The 13,172-nt window shown below is 65.8% G+C and carries 11 protein-coding genes; 4 read left to right on the top strand and 7 right to left on the bottom strand.

Annotated elements, in window-relative coordinates:
* Positions 1-18: 18 nt before the first annotated feature.
* Positions 19-4,470 carry a translocation/assembly module TamB domain-containing protein gene (locus AC56LG_RS20055; RefSeq protein ID WP_497167835.1) on the bottom strand — a complete coding sequence of 1,484 codons (4,452 nt, stop codon included), beginning with the start codon at positions 4,468-4,470 and terminating at the stop codon, positions 19-21.
* The gene (locus AC56LG_RS20050) at positions 4,470-6,434 is read right to left on the bottom strand and encodes an autotransporter assembly complex protein TamA (protein WP_497167834.1); all 1,965 of its coding nucleotides are present in this window, start codon (positions 6,432-6,434) and stop codon (positions 4,470-4,472) included. The genes AC56LG_RS20055 and AC56LG_RS20050 overlap by 1 nt, the downstream gene beginning before the upstream one ends.
* 155 nt (positions 6,435-6,589) lie before the next feature.
* Here AC56LG_RS20050 and queC point away from each other — a divergent pair, with 155 nt between their 5' ends.
* Entirely contained in the window at positions 6,590-7,300 is a 711-nt protein-coding gene (queC, locus tag AC56LG_RS20045) for a 7-cyano-7-deazaguanine synthase QueC (RefSeq protein ID WP_497167833.1), read from the top strand.
* On the opposite strand, the gene AC56LG_RS20040 is transcribed toward queC, so the two are convergent.
* Positions 7,297-7,674, bottom strand: coding sequence for a hypothetical protein (locus AC56LG_RS20040; RefSeq protein WP_497167832.1), 378 nt, complete (start codon positions 7,672-7,674; stop codon positions 7,297-7,299). The genes queC and AC56LG_RS20040 overlap by 4 nt on opposite strands.
* A 538-nt stretch (positions 7,675-8,212) precedes the next feature.
* Between AC56LG_RS20040 and AC56LG_RS20035 the strand changes: the two genes are divergently transcribed.
* A complete protein-coding gene (locus AC56LG_RS20035) occupies positions 8,213-8,719 on the top strand; it encodes a hypothetical protein (protein WP_497167831.1) in 507 nt (168 codons plus the stop codon).
* 42 nt (positions 8,720-8,761) lie between these two features.
* Here the strand turns inward: AC56LG_RS20035 and AC56LG_RS20030 are convergent, their stop codons facing one another.
* Together AC56LG_RS20030 and AC56LG_RS20025 are read right to left on the bottom strand one after the other, a co-directional pair.
* A complete protein-coding gene (locus tag AC56LG_RS20030; RefSeq protein ID WP_497167830.1) occupies positions 8,762-9,295 on the bottom strand; it encodes a hypothetical protein in 534 nt (177 codons plus the stop codon).
* An 89-nt stretch (positions 9,296-9,384) separates the two neighbouring features.
* Positions 9,385-10,134: a DNA-formamidopyrimidine glycosylase family protein gene (locus AC56LG_RS20025; protein ID WP_497167829.1), complete on the bottom strand. Its 750-nt coding sequence runs from the start codon at positions 10,132-10,134 to the stop codon at positions 9,385-9,387.
* Between the two features lie 162 nt (positions 10,135-10,296).
* On the opposite strand from AC56LG_RS20025, the gene AC56LG_RS20020 reads away from it, so the two are divergent.
* Both AC56LG_RS20020 and AC56LG_RS20015 read left to right on the top strand, forming a co-directional pair.
* Positions 10,297-10,794: a DUF3016 domain-containing protein gene (locus AC56LG_RS20020; protein WP_497167828.1), complete on the top strand. Its 498-nt coding sequence runs from the start codon at positions 10,297-10,299 to the stop codon at positions 10,792-10,794.
* Between the two features lie 244 nt (positions 10,795-11,038).
* Positions 11,039-11,536, top strand: coding sequence for a DUF3016 domain-containing protein (locus AC56LG_RS20015; protein WP_497167827.1), 498 nt, complete (start codon positions 11,039-11,041; stop codon positions 11,534-11,536).
* An 85-nt stretch (positions 11,537-11,621) separates the two neighbouring features.
* Here AC56LG_RS20015 and AC56LG_RS20010 read toward each other — a convergent pair whose 3' ends face one another.
* Both AC56LG_RS20010 and AC56LG_RS20005 read right to left on the bottom strand, forming a co-directional pair.
* Positions 11,622-12,647 (bottom strand): hypothetical protein, encoded by a 1,026-nt coding sequence (locus AC56LG_RS20010; RefSeq protein WP_497167826.1) that lies wholly within the window; start codon positions 12,645-12,647, stop codon positions 11,622-11,624.
* A 29-nt stretch (positions 12,648-12,676) separates the two neighbouring features.
* Positions 12,677-13,171, bottom strand: a complete 495-nt coding sequence (locus AC56LG_RS20005) for a hypothetical protein (RefSeq protein WP_497167825.1) — start codon at positions 13,169-13,171, stop codon at positions 12,677-12,679.
* Position 13,172 lies beyond the last annotated feature (1 nt).

Raw genomic sequence — 13,172 nt, 5'->3', positions numbered from 1 at the left:
TCTTTTGGTCTTTCTACTTTAATCCCACGCCCACGAGTACAGCACGTCGAGCGCCGTATTCGTCCCGGCCTGGAACTGCAGCGTGAACTTCGGCGTCAGTTTGTAGCGCAGGTTCACCAGGCTCGAAGCCGACGACGCACCCTGCTCGAAGCTGATGTAGGCACGCGAGGAAATGCGCTTGCCGATCGTGACCACCGTGTTCGCCAGGCCTTCGGCGTCGCCGTTGCGGCCCTGGCCGATGCCCAGTTCGTCCACGCCGAGCGAATTGGCCAGCTTCGACTGGATGCCGCCGGTGCCGCCTTTGCCGCCCAGCAGGGCGCCGGCGGCGGCGCTCAACACATCCTTCTCGTTGCCGCTGGTGCCTTCCATGCCGTGGCCCAGCACCAGCCAGGACAGTTTTTCGCTGTCCGGCACGTTCGGCGTCGACACCAGCTTCGCTTGCGGCGAGCGCGCGGTGCCGCGCACCTGCACGCCGGCTTCGACGTTGGTCTCGCTCAGCTGCGTGCCTTCGGGCTGGCGGCGCACCGCGAGCACGTCCAGCGTCGGGTTGTCGTAGGGGCCGGCAAAGGTGATGACGCCGCGTTCGATCGCCAGCTTCTGGCCATAGGCGGCGTAGTTGCCGCTGGCGACCCGGATCGTGCCGTTCACGCGCGGGGCGGCATTGCCGGTCATGCGCACGCGGGCACTGCCCTCCAGCATGGCGTCGATGCCGAGGCCGCGCAGGTGGAAGTTGTCGCCCAGGTCGGCCGCGAGGTCGACCACCAGCGGCACTTCCTTTTCCTTTTTCTGCGGCGGCATCGGTTTTCCGCGGCCGAGCACGATCACGTCGTCGGAAATCGTTGGCCGGCCCTGCGGCGCGAACTCGATCAGCGCGCGGTCGGCTTTAAAGCGGCCTTCGAGCGAGAAGCGCGTCGCATCGCGCACCAGCGCCGCATTGCCCGACACGATCACGGTGCGGTCCGGGCGCGACAGCGCTTCGAGCTTGTCCGCCACCAGGTTCAGCTGCATGGTCGGGGCGTCGCCGAAGCGGATTGAACCGTCGGCGGTGGCGCTGCCCGAGCGGCCCTGCAAATACAGGCGCTGCAACACCAGGCGGTCGCCCGCGAGCTGGGCGCGCAGCTGGCCGCCCTGCAGGCGCACACCCTGTTCCGGCCAGCGCACGGCAATCGCGTCGCCGTTGACGGTGCCGTTCAGCGAAGGCGTGCCGATCGTGCCGCCGGCCGTGATCGCCAGCTGCATGCTGCCGCCCAGTTCCAGGTCGCGCTGGCCGGCCAGCGGCGCCAGCCAGGCGATCGAGGCCATGTCGGCATTCGCCGTCATGCGCAGCGGGCTGTCGCGGTTGACCTTACCGCCGATCATCTGAACGCTGCCGTCGACGCGCGCGGTGCCGGTACGGGCGCCGTCGAGCGCCAGCCGGGTGCGCAGCGAACTGCCCTGCACGTCGGCGCGTACGTCGAAGGTGCGCAGGCCGAGCGCGACCGGGGTGTTGGCGCCGACCAGGGCGTCGCCGCCTTCGCGGAACACGTGCACGCTGCCGGCCAGGGCGGGGGCGCCACCCGCGACCATGCGCATGTCCAGGCTCCAGTCGGCGCCCAGGGTCAGGTTGCCCTGCACGTTGTCGCGCAGCGCTTCGGAGAACTGGCCGAGATAGTTCAGCGGCACGCCGGCGGCGGCGCCGCGGCTGTTCCAGCGCGCGCCCGTCTTGGTCAGCGTATCGATGCGCACCGTGCCCGAGGGCAAGCGGATCAGTGCACCGTTGAACGCCAGCGATTCCGGTTTCGCCAGACCGGCGACGCCGGCGCCGGGCGCGACGCCGATGCGCAGCGGGACCGGCTGCGCCAGGGTCATCGCATAACGGCCCTTGTTCTGCAGGGCGGCGAGGGTGCCGGCCCAGGCATTGCCGCTCCAGCCGCCGCGCACCTCGGTGAAGGCGTCGAAGTCGTCGCTCCTTGCCGCTGCGCGCAGCGTGTGCGACGCGCGCGTGCCGCTGCTTTGCAGGCTGGCGGCGGCGATACGGGTGTCGCCATTGCTGTACTCGGCGACCTGGATGTCGGCCACCAGCGGATCGGCGCCGCCGCGGCCGGAACCGAGATTCGCGTTGGCGCGCAGGGACTTCACGTTATGGGCGCCGAGCAGGCGCAGGTTCTGGCCTTCCAGGTTGGCGGCGAGCGACGGCGTTTGCATCGTGCCGCTGACGCTGCCGGCGCCGCGCAGGGCGCCGCCGAAGTCGGGACCGAGCGCCGCCAGTTGCGGCGCATCGATACGCCAGTCGAGGCGGTCGCCGCCGGCGCCGAAGCTGCCTTTCGCGGCCAGCACGTTGGCGCCGATGTGCAGGTCGACGTCGGCGCCGGAGACGTGGCGTTTATCGGCCGCCAGGCGCGCATGGCCCCAGAACGGCGATTTCGCCAGCGTCGATTCCGCGAGTTTCAAATTGAGCGCGCCGCGCCAATTGTCTCCGGAGCGGCCGCTGGCATCGAATGCGCCATTGATCGACCCCGGCAGCGGGCTGCCGAAGGCGGCCGGATTGAAGCGCGCCATGTTGCCGCTGCCCTTGGCCTCGACGAAGCGCGCGCCTTCGGCGCCGGCCAGCCAGGCTTCGCCGCTGACGTGCAGGTTGCTGTTGTTCGCCTTGCGCTGGGCCGCGACCCAGCCGAGGCCGTTCGCGTCCGCGACAAACGTGGTGCGCGGGTTGGCCATGGTGCCGGTGACGACGCCATTCGCGTTGATTGCGCCATACAGGTCGCTGCGCAATGTGGCCAGGTTGCGTCCTTCGACGCGCCAGGCCATGCGTTCGCCCGGCGCGCCGAATGCGCCGTTCAGGTTGACCGTGTTCTGGCCCAGCGCCAGGCTGGCGTCGACGCCGCTGACGTGTTTCGCGTCGGCCATCAGCTTGCCCTTGCCCGACAGCGGCTGGTCGAACAGGCGGCTCGGGCGCAGCGTGAAATCGCTGTTCACGCGCCAGGCCGGGGCGAGCGCGCCGCTGGCGTTGACGAGCGCATTGATGTCGGCTTGCGGATAATCGCCCAGCGCTGCCGGATTGAAGCGGCTGGCATTCGCGCTGACCTTGAAATCCTTGTCGCCATCGAGTTTCATGTTGCCGTTGACGACCACCGTGCCCTTGCCGGCGGCGAGCTGCGCATCCTGCACGTCGACGACATTGTCTTCGAGTTTGGCCTTGGCCGTCAGGCGCAGACCACTCTCCACCAGGCGCACGTCGAGCGTCTGCACCTTGCCGACATTGGCCACCGCGATGTCGCCGGCGATCTTCGTCGGCTTCATGCTGCCATGGATGCCTTTCAGATCGAAGCTGTCGGTATGCAGGGCGAAGTTGGCGGTGCCCAGGCCTTCGTCGCTTTGCTCCTTGACGTTGTCCTTGTCGCCGCCGCGCTGCACGCTGCCGCTGCCGGTAAAGCGGCCGGCGGCGCCGAAGTCGAGCAGCACGTCGCTGATGCGCATCGCATCCAGGTTGCCGCCGAGCTGGCCGCGGAAGGCGCGTAGCGGCAGGCGTTGCTGGTCGATGGTGCCGGCCGGGCCGTCGTTGACCAGGTCGACGTTTCCGGAGATGGCGCGCGCGTCGTCCAGCTTTGCGGCAATCGTCAGGCTCAGGTCGGCCGTCGGCAGCGAGGGATTGAAGAAGCCCGGATCGATGTTGCGCGCCTTGAGGTCCATCGTACGCAGCGGGATTTCGGCGAACGGCGACAGCGTCATGCGCGCTTCGCCGCCGGCGCGGCCGGCGTTGCCGGTCGCGTCCAGCGTGGTCACGTTCAGGTCGCCGCCGGCGCGCAGTTTCAGGGCCGCCGGCGTGGCGCCGGGACCGACCTTACCTTGCGACAGGCTGGCATTCGCCGCCAGCTTGTAAGGCTTCTGGGAGCCGATCTGGCCGTCGGCCGCGACCTGGCCCCAGGGAGTGGTCGCCGCCGCGTCGCGCAGCTGCCATTGCACCTTGTCGCCCAACAGGCGCATGCGGATGTTGGTGATCTCGGTGCTGGCGCCCTGATTGACGAAAGTGGCTTTCGCCAGCCGCGCGTCGTCCAGCGCAATCTTGAAGGGCGGGGCGAGCGAGGCCGGCATCGTGGTCTTTTCCTCGCTTTCCTTCAGCGTTTCCAGGCGCAGGTCGGCCGCATGCAGCTTGTTGACCTCGATGCCTTTCGAGAGCAGCTGGCGCGGCGACCATTCGAGGTCGATGTTGGTGGCGATCGCCAGTTGCTCGTCGGTGCGCCAGACGATGCGGTCGATGTGCATGGCGCCGTAGATCGAGCCGCGCACGCCGGTCAGGGTCAGCTTGCCGCCGGTGGAGCGGGCGACACGCTCGGCGATCATTTGCAGCGTCGTTTCGCGGCCCAGGTACCAGAGGGCGCCGCCGACGACGACGCCGGTCACGGCCAGGCCGATGGCGACGCGGCGCGGCCAGCGCCGCACTGTTGGCGGTTTGTCGGCCGCCGCGGAAGGGGTAGGAGTGTGGTCGTCCATCAGAACGTGAATCCAAGTGAGAAGTGCAGGCGCGCCTTGCGCACCGCCTGGCCATAGGCGAGGTCGACGTTGATCGGGCCGACCGGGCTGCGCCAGCGCGCGCCGACGCCGTAGCCGTATTCGGGTTTGAGGTCCTTGAACTTGTCGGCGGCGTTACCGGCATCGACGAAGAAGGCGACGCCCCATGGCGGACGGAACCAGTACTGATACTCGGCGCCGCCGGTCAGCAGGTAGCGCGCGCCGACGATCGCTTCGCCTTCGCGCACGCCCAGTTGCTGGTAGCCGTAGCCGCGCACCGACTGGTCGCCGCCGGCGCGGAACAGGAAGGTGCTCGGCACGCCTTCCTTCTCTTTCGAGAGTACGGCGCCGGCTTCGGCCTTCAGGATCAGGGTGCCGCTGCTGCCTACCGGGCGGTAATACACGCCGCGCGAATAGCCGCGGATGAACTTTTCGTCGGTGAACAGGGGCAGCGGCGCGATGCCGAGCTGCCAGTTGAGCGCATAGCCACGGGTCGGCTGCAGCAGGTTGTCGAGCTTGCGGCGGGTGACGCTGTAGGTGATCGGAATGCTCTTGCTGTATTCGGTGTCGATGCCGCCCGCGATTTGCTGCCGTTCGGCCAGCGCTTCGATGCCGATGCTGCGCTCGAGTTCCGGCGTGCCCCAGGCGCGGCGGGCGCTGACGCTGGCGGTGGTCGTGATTTCGCCGCGCAGGTCGGTGCGTTCGAAACCACCGCCGACGCTGTCGTTATAACCGTTCGGCGTGGTCGGCCAATAGAAATCGGCACGCGCCAACTGGTGCTTCTGTTCGTAGATCAGGTCGCTCTTCATGCGCTTGCCGAACACGTTCAGGTCGTCGTAGCTGAGCGATGCACGGCCGCCGGTATTGGTCGAGAAACCGACACCGACCTCGACGTTCTTCTGCTTGTTTTCGGTGACGCGCACCAGCACCGGCAAGACGGTCGGGCCGGGAGCGGTGGGCGGCTTGACGCCGGTCGTGGCCGCGCCTGGCACTGCGTCCGCGCTGGCGGCTTGCGCAGGGGCAGATGCGGCAGCAGATGTAGCAGCAGACTCGGGCGGCGCCGTGCCGTCCTGGCCGGCGGGAGCATCGTCGTCCTCCTTGAGTTCCCGGATCTCGGCGGCGAGGACGGCGCGCATGTCGGCGCTGACTTCGACGGTGGCGAAATAACCGGTCTCCTGCAGCCGCGCCTGCAAGGCCTGCAAGGCGGCTTCGGTGTACATGTCGCCCGGCTTGATCTTGTTCAGGTTCGTAATCACTTCGCGCGGATAGCGCTTCAGGCCGCGGATGCGCAGCTCGCCGAAACGCATTTCCGGGCCGCTGTCGATCACCACGCGCAGGGACGCCTTGTTGGCCTCGGGGTCGACCGTGGCGCTGGTTTCGACCAGCTGGGCACGCGGGAAGCGCGACTGCATCACTTCGCGCAGCAGGTCGCGCTTGGCCGCTTCCCAGTCGCCCTGGCGAAAGCGCGCGCCGACCGGCAACGACCAGCGGTTGCGCAGTGCGGCTGCGTCGTAGGGCGCGCCGCCCTGTTCGAAGGGGACGAAACCCTGCAGCACGAGGTCGAGGTCGCTCACCAGCGTCGGCTGGCCAGGGTCGACGACGATGCGCGCCACCGGCGTGGCGCCGCTGGTGTCCAGGCCGGCGGTAATCTTGGGCGAGTAATAGCCCTCGGTGGCGATCAGGGTGCGCGCCTCGTCCGGCACCGCCTTGACCAGGCGCTGCAACTGGTCGAGGTCGACGCGCGGGTTGCCGCGCCAGCGCAGCAGGTCGAGGTTGTCTTCGAGCAAATCGTCGAGTTTGCCCGGCGCATCGATGCGGACCGTGTACTTGATCCCTTGAGCCGCCTGGGCCTCCTGGGTCGCTTGGTCGTTCGGCGCCGGCACGCCCGTCTCTGCCTGCTGGGCATACGCGCCTTGCGCGCCCAGCACGGCATACACGGACAGCATGATTTGTGCCAAAATCCGTGATTGCCTTGGCGCCGCCTGCGCGCTCCGGTTGGATGGTGCGAGAACCATGGGTCTCCGTCTCAGTGTAAAAGCTGAGCAAATCTTAACGGAATTGCAAAAATGGTGGCGGACGTTTAACTTCCGGAATACAACACATGCACCCTCCCGATACCGCCCTCGTTCTCTTCAGTGGAGGACAGGATTCGACCACCTGCCTGGCCTGGGCGCTGCAGCGTTATGCGCGCGTCGAAACCATCGGCTTCGATTATGGCCAACGCCATGCGATCGAGCTCGCAGTGCGGCCAACCGTGCTCGAGAAAATGCGCAGCTTGTCCCCCGAATGGGATGCGCGCCTGGGCGACGACCACATGATCGACCTGTCGCTGCTCGGCCGCATTTCCGATACGGCGCTGACCAGCAATGTCGCCATCGAAATGCAGGCCAACGGCTTGCCGAACACCTTCGTGCCGGGCCGTAATCTGATGTTCATGATGGTGGCGGCAACGGTCGCCTACCGGCGCGGCCTGACGGTGCTGGTCGGCGGCATGTGCGAGACCGATTTCTCGGGCTATCCCGATTGCCGCGACGACACGATGAAGGCGCTGCAGGTGGCCCTGAACCTGGGCATGGCGACGCGCCTGAAAGTCGAAACGCCGCTGATGTGGATCGACAAGAAACAGACCTGGCAACTGGCCGAGCAGGCCGGCGGCACCGCGCTGGTCGACCTGGTGCGCTTCGAGACCCACACCTGCTACCTGGGCGAGCGCGGCGAACGCCACGACTGGGGCTATGGCTGCGGCACCTGCCCGGCCTGCGAACTGCGCGCCCGCGGCTACGCCCAGTTCGCGGCGGAAAAGACCGCTTAAATCGCCACCTTGTGCACGGCGCGGTTGCGCCGTGCGCGGCTGACCAGGTACCAGACCAGGGCCAGCGGCAACAGCAGCGGCAGCAGGAAGGGCACGATTGCCGCCGTCACGGCCAAGCCGGCAATCGCCAGCGCACCGACGATGACGACGCCCACGCCGGTCAGCACCACCGCCAGCACCGCGCCCACCACCACCGTCACCAGCAAGCCGATCAGCGTCCCACCGCCTGCCAGCAGGAGGCCGAACAGGGTGCCGAGCGGACCGTCGAATTCCTCGCCGTCGATGTGGAAGCTGGCGTCCCCGAAGCTGAACAGCATGTCCCACAGCAGCAGGGCGCACAGGAATAAAACGAGGTAGGGAACGATCTTTTTCATGGCAGCTTCCTCTGAAGTGGGGTGGGATGGCTTCACTGTAGGTATGTGGAGCGTGCCCGGCCAGCGCTCTGCGACGGGCGGCATTTTTGGCGGGCCGGAGCGCAGCGGAGAGCGATGAACATCGACGAACATCGGCCTTGCAAAGCGCAGAGCGCCGCCTATACTGACAGCCTGCTCTGTTGTAGGAGGGACCTCCATGCATATCGTCAGCTCACCGATGAAGGTGCATCGCACTGCGCCAGCGCCAGTCCGGGCCGGGGGAGGGCCGAAGGGTCCGCCATCGGCCCCGCCTGCCATCCCGCCCATCATCATCAACCCTTTCAATCGGGAAGCACCGAAAGAGCGGATCATCGACCCGCTGCGCGCGCCGCCGCCACCGCCGGTACGCCCGCCGGGACTGCCGGGCATGCGCATCTGAGGCCAGCAGCGGCGTCGTATAAAACAATGCCCGCTTTTATTCGTTTGCTATCGCTTCGACCCTGCTATTTCCTCTATGATCTTGTCTTTGGGCGAAAGCCTGGCAGAGGAAAAACAAGCGATGAACGACGAAGTAAACGACCTGGAATCGGGCGACGAGGATGGTCCGGTGCAGGAACCGCGCCTGTGGCAAGGCAATGGCTGGACTGCACGCGTCATCAAGAACGAAGACGACGAAGGCTGGGCCGTCGCCATGTACAAGGATGGCGAGCCGGAGCCGGCGCTGGTCGGTCCATGGACGATGGGCCGCGACAAGAAAAACCCGAAGCCGCTCGACGTGAATGCCTTCAATACGCTGATCAAGACGGCCTCGGAAGTCATCCGCCGCCACGAGCAGCACCTGCACGCGATTCTGCATAAAAGCCTGTATGTCTGGACCGAAGGCACGGGCGAACTGAAGGTAACGCTCGACATCAAGCCGGACGACGACGACCCCTACGCAATCCTGACCGCGACCGACCAGATGAGCGAACAGGTGGCGCAGGTGCGCGTCTCCGCGAATTTCAAGCTCTCACCGAGTACGGCGCAGGCCTGGATCGAGAACGAATTCAAGGCGCCGCGCGGCTGAGGCGTGTTGCAAGTAAACGCGTAATACGTGTCCTGTTCGGGACTAGCAGCCCAGTGCGACGTAGCGCGTGCGCAGTACGAACAGGTTGCGCTGCACCGCCGGCTTGCCCATTTTGTCGGCTGCCGCTTCCAGCGCTTCGGTCTGCAGCAGTGCCGGATCGAGTTGACGGCACTCGCGCTGGGCTGCCGAGCTGAGACGAATGCGGCGACTAAAGACTTCAAATTGTGCAGCATTCATACCGCTGATTGGCCGCAGTGCTTCTGCGAACTGCTCACGGTGGTGCTCCTCCCGCACGTCACGCCCGATCCGTTCCTTGCCGCTGAGCTTGTTCACCCCGCGTGTCGGTACGACGACGAGCCGTTCCGCGCCCAGGCAAGGCTTGTCCGAGTACGCGACGACTTTATTGTCCGTGCATTTGTACATCGTGCGCGATGGCGGCGGCAGCTGTTGCGCTGCTGTCGGCAGCGCGTACCAGGCCAGCACAAGGCTCACGAGTACATGGCGATTCAGGAGTGCCTTCAATCCGGCCACATGCGGTTGCGCGAGCCTGGGGGTGGGAGGAAGAAGAAAAGACATGGTGCCGATTGTAGTGTGGGCACGCATAATTAACAACAAGCAATAAATCGAGGCGCAATGCAACGAACGAAGACTGTTGGGCGGATGCGTCAGCCGTCGTTGGTATAGCGCTTCTGGCAGCGCTCGCAAAAGAAACTGCGTCGGTTGGTGCGGCCAAGATGGGCCTTGGTAAACGGGATGTCGCAGCGCGGGCAGATCTTCTTGGCGTGCGCCAGCCAGTGCTGCTTGAGCACGTACTGCCGCTTCCATTCCAGAAAATCGAAACTGTACTGGCGGGCTTCCTCGACCAGTGCGCGCAGCTTGGGCGCGGGCAGGGCGCCGACGGTCGAGGCCGGGTGAACGCGGATGCGGAACAGTACTTCGTTCTTGATGATGTTGCCGACGCCCGAAAAAATATCCTGGTTCAGCAGGGCGTCGCAAGCGAGCATGTCGGGACAGGCGCGCAGCTTCTTGCGTGCCTGCGCCGGGTTCCAGGCCGCGCTCATCACGTCGGCGCTCCAGTCGTACTGGCCGTCGAGGTCGGGATCGATCTCGCGCACCGCGCAGGCATAGAAATTCAATACATCTCCCGCCGCGGTACGCAGGTACAGGCGCGGCGTCTTGCTCTCGCGCTCTTCGTTGACGCGGTAGGTGCCGAACAGCAAAAAATGGACGCGGATCGCCATGTTTGGCAATTCGATCAGGAAGTGCTTGCCCCAGGTGCGCAGCGACACGATGCTCTGGCCGAGCAGGCGGGTGGGATCGATGGCGCGCACGTTGCCGCCGGCGTCGACGATCTGCTGGCCGACGAAACGGGCCGTTTCTTCTTTCAAAATGAACAGCGATGGTCCTTCGGGCACGGTCGATCCTCCTTGCCGCCAAGTGTGCGCTTGCCGCGCGCGAACGGCTGTGCGGGGACTAACAATCGGATACAGAATTTACCTGGTGTAGACCTCGCTGTTTTACAAAGGAGCGTATATTTGAACAGTAAAAAACAGGATAACGACTAGAGAGGAAACACCATGAAAAACGCGATTCGCACACTGGCCGTCAGCGGCCTGCTGGCATTGGCCGCGGGCACTGCTTCGGCCGACGTGACCGTCAACTACATCGAACAGGAACGCTTTTCCGACCTGCCCTTTACCCCATGGGAACGGGAGAGCGTGCTGAAAGAACTGACCGGGCATTTCGCCAAACTCGGCGCGCAGCTGCCCGCTGGCCAGAACCTGCGCATCGACGTGCAGGACATCGACCTGGCCGGACGCGAGTATCCGGGCCGCGGCGCGCGCGACCTGCGCATCGTCAAGAATGGCGCCGAGTGGCCACGTATCGACCTGCGTTACACGATCGAAAACAATGGCCAGGTCGTGCGCAGCGGCGACGCGCAACTGCGCGACATGAGCTTCATGGACCGCATCAACCGCTCGACCGGCAGCGATTTCCTGCGCTACGAAAAGCGCATGATCGACGATTGGTTCTATACGGAGATCATGCCGCGCGAGCGCGCCGCGCGGCGCTGAGTGGACGCGCCGAGCTGCGTGAACCAACAAGCCGTGCCGGCATGTCCGGCGCGGCTTTGTTGTCATTCGTCTTCCGTGCACCAATGTTCATCGCGCCGTCCTGGCGCGACCATGCACATGGGGTAGCCATAACAAAACGATACAAAACTCGTGCGTGAGCGAAAGCATCGTGGGGGCACAACGGCGTATATTTCATGTGCAATGAGAGAAATCCCTACTGAAAAATAACCAACAAGGATTCGTCATGAACAACGTCATTTATAAACTGGCTGCCACCGGATTGCTGGCGCTGGCGGCGGGCAGTGCCGGCGCCGAAGTCGTGGTCAATTATGTCCAGCCCGAGCAATTTTCGGACTTGCCATCCCTGCCGAAGGATCGCCAGCAAGCCTTGAACGACCTGACCCGGCACTTCGCCAAGCTGGCCGCGCAATTACCCGAGGGGCAGATCCTGCGCGTCGACGTGGCCGACGTGGACATGGCGGGACGTGAAATCCCGGGGAATATCGTGCTCAACCGGCGCACCTACAGTAGCAGCGTGGACTGGCCGCGCATTCGTCTGCAGTATGAAATCGAGAACCAGGGGCAAATCGTGCGTAGCGGCGCCGTGGAATTGCGCGACATGGCCTTTTCTTATCGCGCCAAGCGCTATTACGACGGCGATCTCCTGCGGTTTGAAAAGCAAATGCTCGACGATTGGTTCAAGGAATCGATCCTGAGCGGCGAACGCTCGGCGCAACGCTGACGCGAGCGCAGCCCGCGGCATGTCATCGCTGCGGGCATCGCCTTGAATTTTCTCGATGCCGGCTTGTCGCCGGCATCGTCTTTTCTCAGTCCGTATTTCGCCCCGGCGCGGGCTTGCCGATGTCGCGCACCCGGTAGTCCGACGGCACCGCGAACAGCGCCGCATCCGGTTCGCCGCGTTTGATGCCTTCCAGGCGATACACGTAGTCGCCGCTGCGCGGGTCGCTGTGCTTCGAATACACCGTCACCTGCAATTCCGGCGCATACCAGGTTTCGTCGGCCACCACGATCGGGTTGCGGTTGCCCACTTCACCAGCCGGGATTTCATAGCTGCGCAGTTTTCCTTCCGCCTTGACGCCGTCGAACTCGCGCGTACCGAGGTCGCGGCTGACCGATTTGTGTGCCCACTTCACATCGGCCAGGGCGTTGTTGACCGCGCCGGCGATCATGGGCCCCATTTGCGGCCCAGGACCCGGCAGGGGACCGGCTGCGGCGCCGTCGGCATCCGCTCCACGCGGCGCCCGGATCACGCGCACGGTTTCGCGCACAATCTTGCGCTGGCCGTCGCGCTGGCCGTCATCTTCGCGTTCCACGTCGACCAGCACCCGGTCGCCGCCATGGCGCTCCAGCGCCGGCAGGCGGCCCTCCTTGCGCATGCGCTCGACTTGGGCGCGCGCGGTGTCGCGCGCAGTGCGGGCGATGCGTTCGACGTCCATACGCGAGGGCAGGCGCCGGGCGCTGCGCTCTTGCGGATGCAGGATCCAGGTGCTGCCTGCCAGCGGATCGTCGATCGTCACGGTGCGCAAATCTCCCTTGTCGTTGCGCACCTCGTGGCGCGTGCGGCCGGCGCTGTCGCGGTAGCTGGCCGAGCGCGTGCGCCGTTCGATCTGGTTACCGTCCGGCAGTTGCTGCAGCCGTTCGGAGATCGCCTGGGCGCTGTACGGCGCATTTTTCACCGGCTGGTGGTGGCCGCGGTGGATGATGCGCAAGCTGTCGAGGTCGTGCTGCATGGCGATGCGCGGCGCAGGCGCAGGCCCGGGTGCGGCCGCTTCCTCGGCCAGGGCAGGGGGACAGGCGAGCAGGGCGGCGAGCAGCAGGCGGTTTGGTTTCATTGTGTCCTCGTGGTCGGTGGGCGAATCGGTCAATCGATGGAACTCAGGCGCAGCGCAAGCGGTTCGCCGCCGGCGCCGACGAGCATTTCGGCGCGCACGTCCTCGCCGGCGTTTTCCGGCGTCACCGGCAGGCCGAGCGCAGCCAGTATCGTGCGCGGCATGGCGGTTTCGACCAGGCGCGGCGCCGGGTCCGCTTCGATGCGCTCGAAGGAATCGAGTGCGATGAATGCAGCGCCATTGTCGATGCGCACCAGTGCGCTGTCGGGCAGGCCGTCGGCCAGGCGGGGCGGTACCAGCAGCAGTCCGAGCACGCCCGCGGTCAGCACGGCGCAGACGCCGGCCGCGCTCCACTCGAGGAGGCCGAGGCGCCGGTACCAGGGCCGCCGGCGCGCGAACTGGGCAGTAAAGGCCTGCATCAGTTCTTTTTCCACGCAGCGTGGGGCGTCCAGGTGCGTGGTCGCCGTGCGCAGTTGCGCCAGGCGATCGTCGAGTTCGGGAAGGTTGGGGAGGTCGTCGTGGTGCATG

The sequence above is a fragment of the Telluria sp. ZB2R32 genome (genome assembly GCF_059685715.1).
This window is presented reverse-complemented; position numbering and strand designations above follow the sequence as displayed.